Genomic DNA, 18,640 nt, shown 5'->3' with positions numbered 1-18,640 from the left:
CCTTCTTTTATTACATATTTATGAAAAATGTTCAATAACAAGATATGTTGTGATAAAATACAACTGATAATGTAGGGTTTAGAAAATCTAAATATATAAACATGAAATTCAATAAATATTACTTTACAAGTAATATTATTTAAGTTTGGAGATGATTATTTTATGACAATAGAGTATATAAAAAAAATATTTATAACTTATTTAAAAGAAGTAGAATATAATTTTGAAACATATAAAAATATGACTATAAATAAGAATATTAAAGAATTACTATTAAGTAGTGAAGATATGGGAAAAAATAAATTAGAAAAGTTGAAAAAAAGATTTTATTATGAATTTAATTTAAAAAAAACTAACACACATAAATATTATGAAATCTTAAATTGTATATTATTAAATGTAGAAATTGAACAATTTATAGTAGATATATCGAAGGAATATACTTGGAAAATGATTATATTTAAAGTATTAGATGAAATCGATCTTGAAGAGCAAACAATAAATTCACATGAAGATAGATTGGATTTAAGACTTGTTAAATCTATAAAATACTTGAAATCAAGAGGATATGAGTACGAATTTAAAAAAGAATATCCAATGTTGACAGAAGAATATTATTTGAAAGTAGGAATAGAAATTGATAATAAAATAAAAGCTTTAGGGGGATTACATGTTTTAAGGTATATAATAAAATTTCTAAAAGATAGGTGTTTTAACAAAGGATTAGATATGTATATGATTAATAGAAGGAGGCCAGATTTATCAGAAAAAAATATAAAAATACAAGAACCAATAGGATATTTAATAAATGTAGCAGTAAAACATTTAAATGCAAAAAATTTTTCACATGAAATAATTGAAAAAGATTTTTTGGATATATTAGAGTTATCTTCAGAATATGTATTTACCCTAAGGATTCAAAATGTTAATTATTTTAAAGATATGTTCGTAAAAAAAGAAGAATTAGGAGAATTTATACAAAAAAATATTTTGTTTGATAATATAATTAAATTTAGACAATATAATTGTAAATATATTTTAGAAATTGTTGATGGAATATTAAGAGATTTATGGAATGAAAATATACTAAATTATAAATTTGATACTATAATATCATTTATAAAATTAGTGTTGGAAGTAGATAATCATTTAAAGTATTTAAATATAGATAAAATTAGTAATAGATTAAAGGTAAACAGAAAGGAAGTTTTATCTATAATAGATATATTATCGATTAAAGAAAATAAAGTTAATAAAGATTTTTTTATTCCAAATGGAATTAAGAATTTTCATCAAACACCTATTATAAAAACTAAGAAAGGCTATCTATTAATAGATAAACATATGGCTTCATTTTCTTTTTTTGAAATAATATGTAATTTAATGAGAGAGAGAATATCTAATTTTGATTATGAATTAGGAACTAAATTTGAAGATTTTATAAAAAAATTATTAGCGAAAAAAGACATAGATTTTTATAGTGGATATTATAAAACACAAGAAGAATGTGATCTCATATTAGAAAATAATAATTACATAGTATTTATAGAAATCAAAAAGAAATTTTTAACAAATAAAGCTTTGCAAGGAATAGATATTAATTTCATGAATGATATAAATAAAAGTTTAATAGATTCTCAAATTCAATCAGGAAAACATCAATTAAATCTGTTGAAAGATAAAGAGATTTGTTTATATGATAAACGAGGAAAAAAGAATCGTAAGATTATAAAAAAAATAAAATTAAATAATAGGAAAATAAAAAGAGTTAGTTTAGTACTACAAGATTATAATTGTATTAATTCTTACACTATATCTAGGCAAATATTGGTAGGTTTAACAAATACAATAGTAAATAGTGAAGTGGAAGAATACAAAACAACTATAGAAATGTTAAATAAAAATATTCAAAAATTAAATCATCAATATCAAGAATTAATAAAATTAAACTCTTCATATGATAATATATGGAGTATATATGAAAATGTTCATTTTTTTAATCTTCAACAATTTATGTATATTTTGGAAGAATCTAACGATAAAGATGATTTGTTTAAACGATTATTTATGTTAGAAAAATTTTTTACAGGAACACATGATTTTTTTTCAGACTATGAAAATATGAAAAAGGTATTAAGTGAGTAATTTATATCAAAGAATATAATTTGAAGTTTAAATTAAACTTAGTAAGTGCATTAAGTTTCGGATTCCATATTATGGTATAATGTACTCCTAAACAAATGATCGGTTAAATACCAAAGATAATCATTCAACAGTTTAGAGTAATTGTATAGACTATAAAAATATATGGAGGTGTAATAATGTACAATAACAAACTTATAATTGAGGTTACTGAAAAGTTCAATTATCCAACGAAGAAGTATCAAAATAATTTAGGAAACTCCTATTATGCAACAATTAAAACTATTGAGGATGTTCAACGCAGTATTGGAGCTCTTGAAAATATTTTAAAACACTATGAAAATAGAGATTTTGATTTATGTAGATATCAGACAGATGATATAAAAAAAACATATTCAAAATGCCAAATAGCTATACATAAAGTAGTATCTTGTTATTATAATGAAGAATGTGATTTTCATCATATTTCTCATAAAGAAGTTATATCTATGTTTGAATTATTAGAAAATCAGTATAAACGTTCTGAGCAATTAGATATGGCTAGGAAGTGTCAAGATTAGGATTATAATATTTAGGGTAAATATTAATGCTAGAATGAAGAAAAATAATGGTGAAATTATGTAAATAAAATATCTAGTATAACCAAAAACAGTAGCCAACCAAAGCTACTGTTTTATATTGCACAAATATACAATAAATATGAAACTATGGTAAAATATACATGTGAATAGAAGGTGATTGTATATCAAAAAGAACTTAGTCTTAGAGTTATATAATGTAAGGTTTGAATTTATGTGATAATACGGGAAAAATATTATACTGTGAATAGAGTAGGTATTATACTAAATATAAAAGAAGGGAAAAGGATATGGATATTATTAAAAGTTTATACAAAAAAATGTTCTATGATTTTAAAAAGTATCATTTAGAATCTCTGAAAAATAGAATTTATCAAAATAGTAATAGGGTATATAAAGAAATTTCAATACCAATAGAAATTAGTGGAGGTAGATATTCAAGTCATAACATAAAATCAAAAGGTAATTGCTACATAGATTTAAAATTGCTACAGAACCTAATAGTTTTTGAAATATATAATTTTCAGAATAAAAGTTTATTAGAAAATTTGTTTGAAAAGCTAATTGAAAGTGAGGTTTATTGTTTTAGTGATAAAGATTTTGAATATAGCTTTAATAACCGTAAACAACCATCAATTATATATAATTTAATAGCAAGTTTTTTTTTAAGAGCACTTGAAATAGAACAATTTACTTACAAAATGGATGATAAGTATTTTGAAATAGTATTTAATGAACTTAAAATAATACTAGAAAATCAAAACATAGAATATAGTATTTTTGTAAATTTATATGGAGTAGAAGGAACACTAGAAGAATTTAATGTTGGGGATATTTATATAAAAAAGGCTACAAAAAAAATAGCTGATATGTTTTGTTATCATTATAATTCTGAAATGGATCTTTGCGATGAGATGTACGAAGGAGAATACTATATAGAAATAAAAAGAACTATTGATAAAAACAACTGGATGAATGAATTCAATCAAGAAGAAAAAAAATCGATTAATAAGGCTTTTGAATTAATAGCAATGTCCGGAGATGGGAATATAGAAAAAGGTAAAATACTTAGAGTAAGTAATGATTGGTCTATAATTAGGACTTCAAGAATTATGCACTTTTATAGAGATATGAATTCTGTAGGTAATAGAAATAATTATATGTTTAAGCTAGATGGAAATGTTAAGAAAAATATTGAAGAAAATTATGAGTATTTTTATGGAAAACATAGTAATATCAAAAATGAGAATTGCATAAATACTGCTAAAAAAAGACTTATGAAGGCTAAAGTAGAAAATAATATAAATGATAGGGTAGTAGAGTTAGCACTTGCCCTTGAATATTCTATTATAACAGAGCGTGGGGGAATATCAAAAGCATTAAGAGAAAAATCTGCGGTTTTGTATCATTACAATAATCTAACTGAATTTAGAAATACAAAGGATGTGATTTTTAGGTTTTATGATATGAGAGGCAAAGTTGTTCACGGTAAAGAAGAAATCATAATAAATGATGAAAATATTAGATTGATAAATAAAGCTGAGAATATTATAAGGTCAAATATTTTGCTTTTAATAAAGTTGAATAAATATCATTCAATTCAAGAAATAGATAGTAAAATAAAAGCTTTGTCTAGCAATAGACCAAAAAAAAGTTTATCAAAAATATTATAGTGATATGGACAAAAAGAATCTTCAAGCTAACGGTATGATTTTACCAAGGTTTTCTCATATAGACTTCCATAATCTATACCATACAAAGTTCAAAACCCTTCTGAATAAAATCAGAAGGGTTTATTTTTACATACTCTCAAAAATACTAATAGAAGGAAAACTATATAAACATGGGTATATCTTATTATAAAAAAAGTTTATGAGTTAGATTTTTATTCATTTTCTTTGATATAGACAGCCAATTCATCTAATTCTATTTTATTAGAAGGTAATTGTGGTAATTTATCAATTTTATCAATTAGTTCTTGGTAATCATCTTTGTAATTTTTTATTATTAAATCTCTAAATATTTTTCGGCTTTCATCTTGACTTATACATTGTAGTTCATAAAGCTTTTTATCCATTAGAGTTTTTGTTTCTTTAAATGATCTTTCATATTTAAAAAATGCTAATAAAAAACTAATTATAATAATCATATTTGTAGTAATAGCTATATTAAGATTTTTATTAATACTTGAAACAAGTTCAGAAGAATCTTCAGTTAAAGATTTTGTATAGTTAATCTTTTCGATTCTTGCTATTCTAGCTGAGATATTTTGAATATCTGGTTTTAAATTTAATTTAGGTATGCTTCTAATTTCTATAGTAAAGTTATCACCTTCATTTATCAATCCTTTTTCAATTTCTATATAATTAGATTTGATTACTAGGTTAAAATCAATATTTGAGGGGTGTGAAGTAATTACTTTTGCAGACAATATTTTTTTTATATTATCCAATTCAATTCGTATTGGCTCTTCAAAATCTTTTGTCATGAGAGGTTGTTTGCCTGAGTTAATAATTTGTAATTGCATTATCGAAAGATTATCAACTTCTTCGTTATTTATTAATAACTTTAAGTTTTCTTCTTTGTTTTGAATTTCTGGATTTATCATTAAAGTATTTGATATTAGTTTAGCTTCTAAATTCCTTTTATCTTGAATTTTTGCGTCAATCATAAAAAAAGTTTGTATTATGGAAAGTAGTATAGGAAGAAGTAGCAATGATAATTTTTTAAAATTCTTGTTATTATATAACATAAGTATCCTCCAGTCTATAATCTTATCTTACTCAATTAACTAACTTGTATTAACAAAATTTTACACTACCATCGAATTATTTTCAATTTAAAATTTATTACCGAGTTTTATTACATATTTATACAAAATATTTAATATTAGAGTAAAATATGGTAAAATATACTCATAAAGTACAAAAATGGTTAATATATTTAAGGTAAATAAGTTTAGAAATAACGATAATTTTTTATTTATAGAATTTAGAATTAAAAAATTTAAAATGCTTTTGTAAATTAGTGGATGTGATATGATTTATTTACATAGAGTTTAAGGAGAGTTACATAAGATGGATTCAAGTACTACTGTAAATATTAAAGGAATCAAATTTCAAAGTTATAAAGTTATTAGAAGCTTAGTTAAAAGATGTGTTATAGATGAAGAATCTTCTGTGTACTATGCAATTGAGCGATTTGATGATGATTCAATAATTGACTTTGACAATGATACAAATTATACTGGTCAGGCTAAATATTATACTAGTGATTTCTCAATAAATTCCGATGAAGTTAAAAAGGCAATAAGGCATTTTTTCAATCAATATCTAAGATTCATTGATGATAAAACCGCTTTTTTTGAATTTTACACATGTGCGAGCTTTAAAAATGAAAACAAAAGCGATATTATAACTAAAGAAGAAGCAAAATCTATTAGAGATAATAAAACTTGCTTTTTAGAAATATTATCTAATAAGAATTTTCAGGATTATAAAGATATAATATTAAAAGTAATAGGAAGAATAATTGACCCAAAAAATCCTGATAAAAATGAAAAGTATATCATAAACTTTTTAGAAAGAATTGATTGGAATTTTGGAGTGAGTTCGTTGGATCGAATTGAGCAAGATACTATTGCACTTATGAAAGAACTTTCATGCTATAATTGTGAATTTAGTGGAAAAGAAAAATTTATCTTTGATTATCTAGTACAAAAAATTGAAATGAAAGCTTTAGGTAAAAATTCTTTAAAAAATTATATTGATTATAGGGATTTAAAATATGCTTTTAGGGACTTAAAGGAAAATAATTATAAAGTTTTTGATGATGCATCTGCTGAATTCTCAAATTTAGAAAAAATAAATTCTAAAAACTTAGAATCTAAAATATTGAATGTTTGTAATATAGATGATAAAAGATATTTTAATATTTTAAAAAGAAATATTACACGTGCTAAATCTGATCACAGTAGAGTTATACCAAAGAGATCCTCTACTTTTTTGTATCGTATTTTTGAAATATGTGATGAAGTAATGTATGAATTAGATGCTAATGAAATAGAATATTCAAGAGAAAAAATAAATGAAGTTATTAATTTGCTTTATGAAAAATCTAAAATCTATATAAATGATAGAAAGCAAGATTTTTCATATTCTTTTGATTCTGATGATGTTATAAAAAATTCAATTCTATTACTATTTAATGAATGTTATCTTGATTTTGTATAAAAGGAGAAATAATTATGGATTCAAAGAAAAAAATGTTTTATAGCGTAGATATGGATCCGCATTTTATTGCAGTAAATATAATTGCATTACTATATGCTTTAAAAAGATTTGATGAAAAAAGAAAATTTAAATTTCCTCAGAAATTATCGTCATTAATCTATTTTATAAACGCTGAAGATAATGTAAGTTTGTTTAAATTAAAGTTAGATAAAGAGTATAAACTTAAACTTTTAGATTATGAGAGATTAAACAATATTTTTCTTAAATCTAAAATTATTGAACCTCAGATTAATCGAGTTTTAAATACTTTGAATGATAAAGGGTATATATGTACCTGTTATAATAATAATGAATTAAGTATATATTTAAACAAGAAAAAATGTAAATTCATATGTGAAGAGATTTTTAGTGATCTAATCAAAAACACAATTGAAATACAGAAAATATACATTAAAATTTCATCTGTTCAATATGAAACATACTATTCTAAGTTATTTAAAGGGATTGAGTATAATGAATAAATTTATGTTAAGAAAGATAAATTATTATGGTCAAAATTACTATTTTGAAAGTCCTCAATTTACAAATGGACTAAATTTGATTACTGGAGATAATGGGTCAGGAAAATCTACACTATCAGATTTGATATATTACTCTCTAGGTGGAACTGTTAAACAGTTTAATCCAAAAGAATCAGAAGTACACAAACAAATTATAGATGATAAAAATAATTTCGTAGAATGTTATGTTGATATCAATAATGTATCTTATAAATTTGTAAGGAAGTTTAATTCAGACGAAAGTAATATTATTATTGTTGAAAATATTAAGACACAACAATCAGATTCGTATTATCTTAATAGAAATTCAGAAAAATTCATTTTTTCTGATTGGTTATTAGATAAGTTAGAGATTCCAAAACTAAAACTCTATCAGGGAAGTAAATCTTTTATTTTGGGATTTAACCATCTTATGCGATTACTATATCATCATCAGTTATCGGATAGTTATTACATTCATAAACAACCTGATGGAAAAAGTAATTATATTAACGATTCGCTTGATATTAGAAAGACGATTTTTGAGGTTTTAACAAGTAATGCTTCTATTGAATACTATGATTCAATAAATAAATTGAAAGTTTTGGAGTATAAAATTCTTTCAAAGAAAAATCTCGTTGATGCAATAATTACAACAAACAGAGAAATAAATAAAGAATTTGGAAAATCAAACTCTAAATTTGTTCAACAAGAGTTAGATGAATTAACAGCTCAGAAAAATGCTTATGAGGAAATGCTAGAAAGTTATGAGATTAGAATTAGAAAAAATTATGATGAAGATATTGAAAATATAAAAATAGGTATTTTAAAAACTCAAGAAAAAATAAATAAAAATCAAGACTCTCTAAATATACTAACTAAAGAGTTAGATGAATTTTATACCTTACATAAGGTTCAACAAACTGAAATTAAAAATATTGAAAGAATTATATTATCTAGTGAATATTTAGGTATATTCACTCCGGATAAATGTCCAATATGTAGTAAAGAAATTGATAGAAAAATAGGAAAATGTATATGTGGAACTAATTTAGATGAGCGTGTTTATCAAAATTTTTTTTATACTCAAAAAGATCATAACAATATTTTAAGTACAAAAAAGGTTGCAATACGTACTACTGAAGATGCGATACGATTTAATAAAAATGAGATACTTAATATTGAAGAACGCTTGAATTCTTTAAATAAAATAATGTCAATTAAAAGAAAGGAATTATTAAAATTAGTTTCAAATACTCCTGAAGAGCAATTATTTAGCAAAATAAGATCATTAAATAAATCTATTCTGGAGCTGGAAAAAAAGATTGAATCTAAGCGAGTGATTTTAGATATGCTTAGAAAGTATGAATTAGAATATAAAGCTTTAAAAGAATTAGAAGAGAAATATAATGACTTATTTTTAAGTAATAAAACTCATGAAACTAAGCATCAAGCTAAAATGCAAAAAATAATCAGATTATTTAGTGAAGTATATCAATCGTTTTTAATTAATACAGACAAAGAAATCATAAATGCAAAGATAGACAGTGATTATTTACCTATCATTAATGAAGGTTACTATAAAAATACTGCATCAAAAGTTCATAGAAGATTATTTTACTATATGTCGTTATTAAAGCTATCTATATCAGGAGATATTCCTCATCCTAAATTTATGCTTGTTGATACACCACAAAATTTTGGAATAGATGCTGAGGCATTGAAAATAATATTTACTGAAATTGAAAAATTTTGTATTGAATATTATAAAGAAGATTTCCAAATAATTCTTACAATTAAAAGTGATTTTGTTAATCATCTAGAGGATATAAACCCAATATATAATATTGATGATAAATTACTAATTCCTACAAATGAATAATAGAATATATTAAGAGAAATAATAGCTATCTGCAATTGTAGGTAGCTATTATTTTTAATATATAATAAACGTGATTTCTTTTGACACATAAAATCCCTTGACCAAACGAGAAAAAAGGAATATAATGCAAATAAACGTCGAACATATGTTCGATTAAAACGAAACTGTTCTTTCATTTAAAAACAAATTGAGGGGGAAAATTTCAACATGAAACAAGAAATCAAAACTCTAAAATCCCAAATATCAAATATAGATAATTTAAAAGATAAAGAAATCCAAATATATATAGAAAAAATCATAAAAAAAATAAAGAAGGGTATGTAGTGAATTACATATCTTCTTTATTTCTCGCCTTTAATATTTCTATAGCAGCTCCAGATCCAAATTTAAGTAACATTTCTATAATCTCTTTACTTACAGGTTGATCTTTTTCAACTATGCCTTCTTCTTCAAGTCTTTCGCGTAGCCTTTGAAAGATTTCATCATAAGCTTTATACTCTGTATTATCTTTATGTAAATTACCTTCAGGTTTAATAGATCCTTTAGGATTATTAGTTCTTCCTAAAAGATAATCTAAAGAACAATCAAAATAATCTGCGATTTTATTTAATGTATCTTTATCTGGAAATCTTACATTAGTTTCATACTTAGCCACAGCAGAGTAAGAAATATTTAAGCTTTTAGATAAATCTTCTCTAGATAAATTATTATTTTCTCTTAAATTCTTAAGTCTATCTCCAAAATCCATTTTAATTCACCTCACGATATGATTTTAGCACAAAGTGTCCAATTAATTTATTCTTTTGGACGAAATGTATAAAAATATATTGACATTGGACAACGTGTCCATTATAATGATATTAAAGAGATGGACGAATCGTCCAAAGGGAGGGAAGGAATGAGAATAAAATTAAAGGAACTAAGAAAAAAATCAGGATTAAAAGTAGCCCAAATATCTTGCCAATTAAATATATCTAGTTCTTTTTATTATAAAATAGAAAGAGGTATACGAAATCCTAATATAAATTTAGCAAAAAAGATTTCGGATTTGTTCAATGAACCAGTAGAGGAACTTTTTTTTAATAATGAAATGGACGAATCGTCCAATAGAAAAGCAAATAAAGCTTCATAAAGAGGTGAGAACAATAGAAACTTTAGCACCAATAAGAAATAACATGCAGAAGTACAGAACCTATAAAAGACTAAATCAAGACGAACTAGCAAAAGAACTAGGAGTAACAAGAGCTTACATATCAAAACTTGAAAGACAACATTTTACTCCTGGAACTAAGCTAATGAAAAAGATATGTGAATTCTTTGAAGTTAGCTTAGGAGATATGTTCTATCTGGAGTAATAGGACATAATTTGATTTTCATAAGCTTTATCAATAAGCATCTATCAGAAAGGAGGATTAGTTATGGCTGCAAAATCAAAAAAAGAGTTTACAGTTACAGTAAATTATCCAACAAAAGAAAATCAAGAAGAATTTGATAACAGAGCTGCTAGAGCTGTAGCCAAAATATTATATACTTCACTTCCTTCAGATACGATTGATGAAATTATTGAATTGTACAAAGAGAGAAAACTACAGTCAGTATAAAAACTGACTAGTTCAAAAAAGTAGTACAAGCTCTGAAAGGAGGTGAGGATATGACAATCAAGGAAGGACAGAAGGAGGGGATAGTAAGAAGATATGTATTTACATGTAAGGTTAGAGATTTAACTTCTAAACTAGAAGAAGCAATCTTACAAGGAAGGATGCTAAAAGCATTAAACGTTTATCGATAATTTAATTGTAGCAAAATGACTTGGAATAAATCTACAGAGGAATATAGACATTACAAATATTCTAGTCAACCGATATTTGAAAACTAAATAGAAAGGGTGTGTGAAATGTGCTATAGGATTCTAATGAAAAGAGAAAGAAAAAGAAAGAACTTAACACAAGAACAATTAGCAATTTCATTGAATGTGTCTCAATCAGATATGTCAGAGTGGGAAGCAGGTAAAAGAGAAATCCCAATAGATATAAAAAAGAAGATACCTGACATATTGGATAGCAGTAGATTAAGACTTGAAATTGTAAATGAACTTGATGCAGATTTAATTGTTACACCATATTATTCAGGAATTAAAAGTGACCTAATAAGACTTATAGCAAAGAATATTGAAGAGGAAGAAGAATCTATTAAAGCACAAAAGGAACTATTTAACATAGTACTGGAAAACATGACAGGTAAGGAATACACCAAAGAACAAATCGAAAAGATAAGTGATTTGATGGAACAAATAGCAGATCCAGTTGGATGGAAGAGAATGCTCTTGGTAGGAGTTGAAGAAGAAATAGGAATTCCTATTAAAAGTATAAACAAACGAATTCAGAAAAAGGTAATTTCTAAGTCATACACCCGAATAGGAGGAAGACATTAATATGGTTAAACATATACAGTTTCTTATTAATTACGAGAAGTACTCACATCTAGCAGATCAATCACAAACTATAAAATCTATAAAGGTGTTATTTAAAATATCTAAAGAAAAAGGAAACTTTGATAACTTTGAAGAGATTCTAAATACAATAGATTCAACAACAGATGAAAAGTTAGCAGAAATAAAAAGAGACCTTTAAGCAGCCACTTAAAAGTCTTAAGAAATGTTGAATATTAAATTAACGTATTTGAATTATAACACGAAAAAAATGTCTCGAACAATAATTTTTATAAAAAAGTTAGAAAGTTTATAAAAAAACTAAGAAGGAGATATGAAGATGATATATATACCACTAGAAGTATTAGAAGAAATAAATGAGTGTAAACACGAGATCAAAGAACTTGATAAAGCTATAAATGAAGTTACAAAACTAGAGTTAAAGAATTACTTAGCTGATACAAGAGATTGGTTTGTAAATAGATTGAATGAACTTGAAAGTAAAGTACATGCAGCATAGGAGGTAAATATGACTCTTAATGAACTAAAGACAGAGCTTGAAGAAGCTAAAATGAATGTTGATGATACAAAACATTACAGAGCATTACATCTTAGCCTACAAGCTATAAGAGAGCTAGAGAATAGATTAGAAAAAGAACAGATTAATAACATAGATATTTCGGCTTAGATAAATTTAAAAAATAATTAACTGAAGAAATAAAATAACGGAGGGTTAAACATGTCAAAAAATAAAACTGTACCTGCAGAATTTAACAATGATAAGAATGCCATGGGTGCATTAGAAACTATAAATAACTATGATGGAGTATTAGATATGAAAGGGATGAAACCATATCTAGTTAATATGGGAGGTAAACCTTATATAAGTAAAGGTGGATTAAGTCTTAAGCTTCAATCTGTAGCAAACAAACGTGGAGGAATAAAAACTATTTTAAGTATACCAGTATCATATTCTCATGAAGGACCAGAAGATATGCAAAAGTTTTTAAACTTACCACCTCAGTTATTGGACAAGATGCTTAAGGATAGAGATTACGATATGGCAGCACTAACAACTCCAAAGGGAACAGCATTGAACAAATGCATAATAGTATTTGGAGATGGTTTGAAAGTAAGTGAAACAGCCACAGCAAATCCTCAAAACATCAAAATGAAAACTATACATGAGTTCTTAGATGTTATGGCAGCTACTAGAGCATACAACAGATGTGTTAAGAAGATTACAGCAGATGGATTTATGGATGCAAATATGATAGACGAAGAAAACTTCAATTACATGGAAGATGATTTTCAAATAGATGCAGATGGAGAGTTACCCTTTCCAATCACTAACGGAGGAAACAATGAGGATCAAGTATTGGGTAATCAAGAAGAATCAACGCAAGAAAGAACAGGCGGAGGAGATGAAGAATTGTCCAAAGCTCATACACATAGAACAGACGATGAAGCAGTGGGACCAGATGTTCAAGAATCTGGAGAAAGCAAAATGATCTGTAGTGAATGTAGTAAAAAGATAAAGGAAGTTGTATCAACTTATTCAAAGAGTAGATTTGGTAAGGAATTATGTCTTGATTGCCAAAAGAAATATAAATAAGGAGCTGAATTAGATGGAGATACAGATAATCGAAGCATATAAAGAATGGCATAAAAGCAGATGTTTAAGATATCCTAATTCAACTCAGATAGATAACTTTACACAGTACTACATTCCAAGAATAAAATCTTTGATTAATAAAAAAGGATATGATCCTAAAATAGCCATAGAGAGAACTTTTAATTAAAACGGAGTAAATATATTAAGAATGAAATAAAAGCCCTACTAAGACAATACAGAACTTTACTTTATGTAGTCTTATAGAAATTAAAACTCCCACCAAAGATGCCCTCTTTAATTGGTGGGAGTAGGGGAGAAAAATATTCAATTTTAATGGGGAGCGAATATGAACTCCCCTAAGATTAAGGGTTTAGAAATTATCTTATCTAAATCATAGACAAGTTTTACAAATTTTATACAAAAGCAGGTGAGAATATGGATAAACTTAGAAAAGTTGTAATAAAAGAAGAGTATATAGCGATAACAGGTGAGATGTTAGAAGCTATTTTATTAAATCAAATGATTTATTGGAGTGAAAAAGTTCAAGATTTTGATAAATTCATAAGCGAAGAAAATGAAAGAGTTCAAAAATATAAAGAAAAAAGAGAATCAATACAAGAGTTAAACAATGGATGGATCTATAAAAAAGCATCGGAACTAAAAGAAGAATTAATGGATATAGCTTCAGAAAAAACAATAAGTCGTAAACTAGATAACTTAGTTGAAAAAGGCTACTTAGATAGAAGAAGAAATCCTAAATATAAGTATGACAGAACATATCAATATAGAGTGAATTTTATAAATTTGGTAAAGGATTTATTTGAAAAAGGATATACACTACAAAATTATAAAATAGACATTAATTTTTATTACGAAGCATTGAAAGTTAGCAAAGGACAAAATGACGATAGCAATACTCCTAGTGACATTTCGCAAAGTCAAAATGACGATTTAAAGAGTCATGGTGACGATTCACACCGACACAGTGACGGAGCAATACCAAAGATTACTACAAAGAGTTTTTGTAGTAGTAGTAATAAGGAATTTTCAGAAATAAAAAAAGTATTTGATCAAAACATTCATCCAATAACTCCAATCGAAGCTCAAAAGTTAATAGCTTACCTAGATGATGATGGAATGGATTATAGATTAATCATAAGAGCAATTGAAATAGCAGTTTGTAACTCAAAGAGATATCTAGCCTATATCGAAGGTATTTTGAAAAGATGGAGAGAGAATAACTTGTTAACTCTAGAAGCAGTTGAAGCTTATATGAGGGATTATCAAAATAAACAATCACAAGGTCGAGATAAACAATTTGATACGGTTAAATCTAAAAATCAAGAGGTGAAGTCAAGTGAGCGAAATAGATATACAGGTACTACAAAAACGAGTACAAGCACTGATAAAAAGCACCGAGAATACAAACCAAAGCCACCAGAAACATACGGACTTGAACAGTTATCCGAAGAAGAACTTAAAGAGTGGATGCGAGAAAACGGAATCTTTTAGATGCCCAAAGTGTAAGGATAGGGGATTGGTTTATAACCCAGAGACTGATGCCATGGATGATTGTGAATGCAGGGAAAGAACTCTGTACGAGACGATTTTAAGAAACTCAGGCATATCTGAAGCCTTTAGGAAAAAGACATTTGATACATTCCAAGATAAAGGGAACAGAGAACTTCAAAAAACAAAGATAGCAGCTATTATGTATTGCAAAGAGTTCAAACAGATACAAGACAATGTATCAAACTCTATAGCATTCTTAGGTCAAGTAGGAGCGGGGAAAACACATTTGTCTATTGCGATAGCTAATAACCTAATGAGTGAGAACATAGGGGTTTTATATATGCAGTACAGAGACGTGATAACTCAGCTTAAACAAAATATGCTTGATGAATATTACTACCAAAAGGAGATATCAAAATACAAGAATGCAACGGTATTGCTCATAGATGATCTGTTTAAAGGCAAGATCACTGAAACAGATATAAATATCATGTTTGAGATTATAAATTACAGATACTTAAAGGGTTGTCCAATGATAGTATCTAGCGAATATACATCAGACAAGCTGTTAAATATTGATGAAGCTATAGGAAGTAGAATCATAGAAAAGTGCGATGGTAGAATGATTGAATTTGTAGGTGGAAACTTCAATCACAGACTAAATAAACGAGCTATTTAACAAGGGGGAAGAACAATGGCAAGAAAGTTTTGCAAAGCCAAACCAATAGTGAATAATAGAAAAGTTAATTTAAACCCTGGAGAAGTATACCTAGTAGAAATAACAGTATCTAATTGTTATGACTTAACAGGCAAAAGAGGAAGAAAATCAAACAACAAAAAACTAAAGTTCATATGTGAAACTGAGAATTTATATGTGTTTGAGCATTTATCAGGACTAAGAGAATGCTTTAGTAAATACACACCAAAAGAAGAATTGAAAATTAAACTAGCTTAATCAAAAGCATAAAAAAATATAAAAAACAAATTGGAGGAGATTGAGAATGAAAGCAACAGGAGTAGTTAGAGCAGTAGATCAATTAGGAAGAATAGTATTACCGATAGAGTTGAGAAGGAATTTAAATATAGATATCAAGGATTCAGTTGAAATATATGTTGATGGAGATATGGTAGTTCTTAAAAAGTATGAGCCTGCATGTGTATTCTGTGGAAATGCAAGAGAGATTAAGCATTTTGAAGGTAAGAATATATGTAGTGATTGCATTACAAAATTAAGTAAATAGAGGAGGGGGATACAGTTGAATAACTTAACTTTGCTTGAGAATGGATTAATACCAGTAATGGAAACAACAGATAACAAAGAAAAGGTAGTTAGTGCTAGAGAGTTGTACAAAGGATTGGAATTAGCGAAAGGACAATTTTCAAGATGGATTAAAACTAATTTGATTAAAGATGATATGTTTGTAGAAAATATAGATTTTGTAAAGGTTCGACTTAATGTCGAGGGGAATGATATAGAGGATTATATTCTAAAATTGGACATAGCAAAACATTTAGTTATGCTTGCAAGAACAGAAAAAGCTCATAAAATAAGAAACTATTTCATAGAAGTTGAGAAAAGATTTAATCAGCCACACAAACCTCAATCACAGCTAGAGATACTTCAACAAACAATAAATCAACTTGTGATACAGGACAAGAAGCAAAAGGAGCTAGAGCAAAAGTTAGAGAGTACTCAAAATCAAATAACGGATATAAAAGACACCATAGTAAATAGAGAAGAGGACTGGAGAAAAGAAGTAGGTAGAAAGCTTAGAAAAATTGGTCTTAAGCATGGAGATTATAAGACATTTGTTGATGAAAGCTACAGGCTACTTCAAGAAAGAGCTAGATGCAACTTAAAGCAAAGACTTGAAAATCTAAAAAGCAGAATGGCCCTTAATGGGTCCACTAGAACTGCAATAGACAAATCTAATTATTTAGATGTTATTCAGTTAGATACGAAGCTAAGAGAAATATACATAAACATAGTAAGTCAGCTTTACATAAAACATGCAGCATAAAGAGGTGGTGGATATGGGAATTTTACTTGAAGCAGTTGAGGTTATTCAAAAGAGGATTGAAGAGGAAAATTATAGGCCATGGCTTGAAGTAATAGAGGAAGTTAAGAATGAGTGGAAATTTAATTATATGATTACCAAGAATAAGTTTAAATAGCATTATAGTTTTAAAATTAGGTAAATAAAAAAAGAAATTGCTATTAAACAATTTCTTTGAAAGCTAATGGATCTTCTCCATATTTGTTAGGTCCATTAGTACCTTTTCCAAATAATATTAGGAATTTTAAATAGATGTTATAAATAGGAACCATGAATAGAAATATATGAATTCCAGATCGATTTAAATCATGTAATCTTTGTATCATAAGGCAGATAGCAAATACTAAATACGCTATAAATAACAAACCAACAAAGATTAAAAGAAAGACATTGTCATCATTACAAGGAAGTAAATTTAGAAATAAATTTATTAATGAGCCAACAATGAAAGCTATAAAATGATAATAAATATATTTAGATCGATTTATACGACCTTCAGAATCAAATAGATTTTCGATAATATCACCTCCTAATTTAAAAACAATACAAATATTGTATAATTATAACAAATTTTGACGGGGATACAAGGGGCATATTGAACTAAAATAGTATGTTATCTAGTAATAAGGGAGGGAAACGTATGAAAATAAAAGGAACTATAGAAGTTGAAATAGATATAAAAGATAAAGAAGCACAGGAATTTATTAAAGAAACAATACTAATGATGGGTGAAGAAAATTATCTAAATAATTTTAGAATAAATTTAACCAAAAAGCTAAATGAAGAGTTTGGAGGAGACAACGAGCAGGAAGGCACGAAGTTTCAAAATTGTAATTTGAGTTTAGAAATATAGTTTAATGGAGGTCTTAAAAAATGAATGAAAATTATAGATTAGCAGATATGTTTTTAAATGTAAGTGAAGAAGAAAGAGAAACTTGGAAGATAGATAACGATAATACAGCGGATTGGGCATTAGATAAGATAAAAGAATCTAGAGAAGAATATGAAAGATTTGAAAAGGTGGCCATGGCTAAGATTGAGCAGATTAAATCAGTTCTAGATCAGGAAAGAAAGAAATCAGATAATGAAACGAGCTTCTTTGAAAGTAAACTAAGAGAATATGTTGAGACTTTGAAAATGAAGGAGACTAAAACTCAAAAAACGTATGCTTTACCTTCAGGAAAGATAGTAATTAAAAAGGATAAGTCTGATTTTAAAATTAATAAAGATTCAGTTCTTGAAAATATAAAAGCTTTAGAAGGATATGAAGATTACATAAAAGTTAAAGAAGATCTAGCTTGGGGAGATTTAAAGAAAAACCTAGTTATAGATAATGGAAACATAATCAATAAAATCACTGGAGAGGTACTTGAAGTTGAGGGGCTAGAAGTAGAAGTTAAAGCAGGGAAGTTTGAAATTAAGTTTTAATAGCATCTTATATACATGAAAATATAATAATGCTAAAAGTATTGAAATTTTAGCATTATTAGAACTAACTATTCACTCTTAACAAGTTCTTTCATACAGTGAACTGGTGATTTTAATTCACGGTGGAAATTAATACATTGACAACATTTACCGTGTCTTTCACACTCTGTATTTGGACAGGTACAATTTTCTTCATTACATTTACTCATACTAACACCTCCGATTAT

General features: G+C 26.6%; 28 protein-coding genes. 24 read left to right on the top strand and 4 right to left on the bottom strand.

Translation table 11 applies throughout. The annotated features are described in order from the left end of the window. The first annotated feature begins 162 nt into the window (after nt 1–162). The 3 genes from P4S50_RS10140 (at nt 163) to P4S50_RS10130 (ending at nt 4,393) form a co-directional block, all read left to right on the top strand. On the top strand, nt 163–2,145 hold the full coding sequence (locus P4S50_RS10140) for an ATP-binding protein (protein WP_277730669.1): 1,983 nt from the start codon (nt 163–165) through the stop codon (nt 2,143–2,145). 176 nt (nt 2,146–2,321) lie between these two features. Next, nucleotides 2,322–2,702 carry a hypothetical protein gene (locus P4S50_RS10135; RefSeq protein WP_277730668.1) on the top strand — a complete coding sequence of 127 codons (381 nt, stop codon included), beginning with the start codon at nt 2,322–2,324 and terminating at the stop codon, nt 2,700–2,702. A gap of 308 nt (nt 2,703–3,010) precedes the next feature. Continuing rightward, nucleotides 3,011–4,393 (top strand): HEPN domain-containing protein, encoded by a 1,383-nt coding sequence (locus P4S50_RS10130; RefSeq protein ID WP_277730667.1) that lies wholly within the window; start codon nt 3,011–3,013, stop codon nt 4,391–4,393. A gap of 212 nt (nt 4,394–4,605) precedes the next feature. Here P4S50_RS10130 and P4S50_RS10125 read toward each other — a convergent pair whose 3' ends face one another. After that, the gene (locus tag P4S50_RS10125) at nt 4,606–5,472 is read right to left on the bottom strand and encodes a hypothetical protein (RefSeq protein ID WP_277730666.1); all 867 of its coding nucleotides are present in this window, start codon (nt 5,470–5,472) and stop codon (nt 4,606–4,608) included. A 325-nt stretch (nt 5,473–5,797) separates the two neighbouring features. Between P4S50_RS10125 and P4S50_RS10120 the strand changes: the two genes are divergently transcribed. From P4S50_RS10120 to P4S50_RS10110, 3 genes are read left to right on the top strand one after another with little or no spacing between them, the layout of a single operon-like run. Then, nucleotides 5,798–6,952, top strand: a complete 1,155-nt coding sequence (locus P4S50_RS10120; protein WP_277730665.1) for a hypothetical protein — start codon at nt 5,798–5,800, stop codon at nt 6,950–6,952. A gap of 14 nt (nt 6,953–6,966) precedes the next feature. After that, a complete protein-coding gene (locus P4S50_RS10115) occupies nt 6,967–7,473 on the top strand; it encodes a hypothetical protein (RefSeq protein WP_277730663.1) in 507 nt (168 codons plus the stop codon). After that, entirely contained in the window at nt 7,466–9,373 is a 1,908-nt protein-coding gene (locus P4S50_RS10110) for an AAA family ATPase (RefSeq protein WP_277730662.1), read from the top strand. The genes P4S50_RS10115 and P4S50_RS10110 overlap by 8 nt, the downstream gene beginning before the upstream one ends. A 328-nt stretch (nt 9,374–9,701) precedes the next feature. Here the strand turns inward: P4S50_RS10110 and P4S50_RS10105 are convergent, their stop codons facing one another. Beyond that, nucleotides 9,702–10,121, bottom strand: a complete 420-nt coding sequence (locus P4S50_RS10105; protein ID WP_277730661.1) for a helix-turn-helix domain-containing protein — start codon at nt 10,119–10,121, stop codon at nt 9,702–9,704. 150 nt (nt 10,122–10,271) lie between these two features. Here P4S50_RS10105 and P4S50_RS10100 point away from each other — a divergent pair, with 150 nt between their 5' ends. From P4S50_RS10100 to P4S50_RS10025, 16 genes are all read left to right on the top strand, one after another. Beyond that, complete coding sequence (locus P4S50_RS10100; protein ID WP_277730660.1) at nt 10,272–10,505, top strand: helix-turn-helix transcriptional regulator; 234 nt, start codon at nt 10,272–10,274, stop codon at nt 10,503–10,505. Next, entirely contained in the window at nt 10,459–10,728 is a 270-nt protein-coding gene (locus P4S50_RS10095) for a helix-turn-helix transcriptional regulator (RefSeq protein ID WP_277730659.1), read from the top strand. The genes P4S50_RS10100 and P4S50_RS10095 overlap by 47 nt, the downstream gene beginning before the upstream one ends. A 63-nt stretch (nt 10,729–10,791) precedes the next feature. Beyond that, nucleotides 10,792–10,974: a 4-alpha-glucanotransferase gene (locus tag P4S50_RS10090; RefSeq protein WP_277730658.1), complete on the top strand. Its 183-nt coding sequence runs from the start codon at nt 10,792–10,794 to the stop codon at nt 10,972–10,974. A 50-nt stretch (nt 10,975–11,024) separates the two neighbouring features. After that, nucleotides 11,025–11,162, top strand: coding sequence for a hypothetical protein (locus tag P4S50_RS10085; RefSeq protein ID WP_277730657.1), 138 nt, complete (start codon nt 11,025–11,027; stop codon nt 11,160–11,162). 105 nt (nt 11,163–11,267) lie between these two features. Beyond that, nucleotides 11,268–11,804: a helix-turn-helix domain-containing protein gene (locus P4S50_RS10080; RefSeq protein ID WP_277730656.1), complete on the top strand. Its 537-nt coding sequence runs from the start codon at nt 11,268–11,270 to the stop codon at nt 11,802–11,804. 1 nt (nt 11,805) lies between these two features. Then, entirely contained in the window at nt 11,806–12,003 is a 198-nt protein-coding gene (locus P4S50_RS10075) for a hypothetical protein (RefSeq protein ID WP_277730654.1), read from the top strand. A 138-nt stretch (nt 12,004–12,141) separates the two neighbouring features. Then, nucleotides 12,142–12,321 (top strand): hypothetical protein, encoded by a 180-nt coding sequence (locus tag P4S50_RS10070; RefSeq protein ID WP_277730653.1) that lies wholly within the window; start codon nt 12,142–12,144, stop codon nt 12,319–12,321. A 9-nt stretch (nt 12,322–12,330) separates the two neighbouring features. Then, the gene (locus P4S50_RS10065) at nt 12,331–12,489 is read left to right on the top strand and encodes a hypothetical protein (RefSeq protein WP_277730652.1); all 159 of its coding nucleotides are present in this window, start codon (nt 12,331–12,333) and stop codon (nt 12,487–12,489) included. A gap of 51 nt (nt 12,490–12,540) precedes the next feature. After that, nucleotides 12,541–13,416: a hypothetical protein gene (locus P4S50_RS10060; protein WP_277730651.1), complete on the top strand. Its 876-nt coding sequence runs from the start codon at nt 12,541–12,543 to the stop codon at nt 13,414–13,416. A gap of 13 nt (nt 13,417–13,429) precedes the next feature. Then, entirely contained in the window at nt 13,430–13,603 is a 174-nt protein-coding gene (locus tag P4S50_RS10055; protein WP_277730650.1) for a hypothetical protein, read from the top strand. A gap of 248 nt (nt 13,604–13,851) precedes the next feature. Beyond that, on the top strand, nt 13,852–14,928 hold the full coding sequence (locus P4S50_RS10050; RefSeq protein WP_277730649.1) for a DnaD domain-containing protein: 1,077 nt from the start codon (nt 13,852–13,854) through the stop codon (nt 14,926–14,928). Further along, complete coding sequence (locus tag P4S50_RS10045) at nt 14,870–15,607, top strand: ATP-binding protein (protein ID WP_277730648.1); 738 nt, start codon at nt 14,870–14,872, stop codon at nt 15,605–15,607. The genes P4S50_RS10050 and P4S50_RS10045 overlap by 59 nt, the downstream gene beginning before the upstream one ends. Nucleotides 15,608–15,622: 15 nt before the next feature. Next, on the top strand, nt 15,623–15,883 hold the full coding sequence (locus P4S50_RS10040) for a hypothetical protein (protein ID WP_277730647.1): 261 nt from the start codon (nt 15,623–15,625) through the stop codon (nt 15,881–15,883). Nucleotides 15,884–15,929: 46 nt separating this feature from the next. After that, on the top strand, nt 15,930–16,169 hold the full coding sequence (locus P4S50_RS10035; RefSeq protein WP_277730645.1) for an AbrB/MazE/SpoVT family DNA-binding domain-containing protein: 240 nt from the start codon (nt 15,930–15,932) through the stop codon (nt 16,167–16,169). Nucleotides 16,170–16,184: 15 nt separating this feature from the next. Continuing rightward, entirely contained in the window at nt 16,185–16,949 is a 765-nt protein-coding gene (locus tag P4S50_RS10030; protein ID WP_277730644.1) for an antA/AntB antirepressor family protein, read from the top strand. 13 nt (nt 16,950–16,962) lie between these two features. Then, nucleotides 16,963–17,103: a hypothetical protein gene (locus tag P4S50_RS10025; protein WP_277730643.1), complete on the top strand. Its 141-nt coding sequence runs from the start codon at nt 16,963–16,965 to the stop codon at nt 17,101–17,103. A 43-nt stretch (nt 17,104–17,146) separates the two neighbouring features. On the opposite strand, the gene P4S50_RS20280 is transcribed toward P4S50_RS10025, so the two are convergent. Beyond that, entirely contained in the window at nt 17,147–17,503 is a 357-nt protein-coding gene (locus P4S50_RS20280; protein ID WP_416390159.1) for a DUF805 domain-containing protein, read from the bottom strand. A 122-nt stretch (nt 17,504–17,625) separates the two neighbouring features. Between P4S50_RS20280 and P4S50_RS10020 the strand changes: the two genes are divergently transcribed. After that, on the top strand, nt 17,626–17,838 hold the full coding sequence (locus tag P4S50_RS10020; protein WP_277730642.1) for a hypothetical protein: 213 nt from the start codon (nt 17,626–17,628) through the stop codon (nt 17,836–17,838). 20 nt (nt 17,839–17,858) lie between these two features. Beyond that, nucleotides 17,859–18,413 carry a host-nuclease inhibitor Gam family protein gene (locus P4S50_RS10015; protein WP_277730641.1) on the top strand — a complete coding sequence of 185 codons (555 nt, stop codon included), beginning with the start codon at nt 17,859–17,861 and terminating at the stop codon, nt 18,411–18,413. 68 nt (nt 18,414–18,481) lie between these two features. Here the strand turns inward: P4S50_RS10015 and P4S50_RS10010 are convergent, their stop codons facing one another. Then, the gene (locus P4S50_RS10010) at nt 18,482–18,622 is read right to left on the bottom strand and encodes a hypothetical protein (protein WP_277730640.1); all 141 of its coding nucleotides are present in this window, start codon (nt 18,620–18,622) and stop codon (nt 18,482–18,484) included. Between the last annotated feature and the right edge of the window lie 18 nt (nt 18,623–18,640).

This window comes from Tepidibacter hydrothermalis, from assembly GCF_029542625.1.
Taxonomy (GTDB): domain Bacteria; phylum Bacillota; class Clostridia; order Peptostreptococcales; family Peptostreptococcaceae; genus Tepidibacter_A; species Tepidibacter_A hydrothermalis.
The sequence above is the reverse complement of the archived record's forward strand: the minus strand, read 5'-3'. Positions and strand labels throughout refer to the sequence as shown.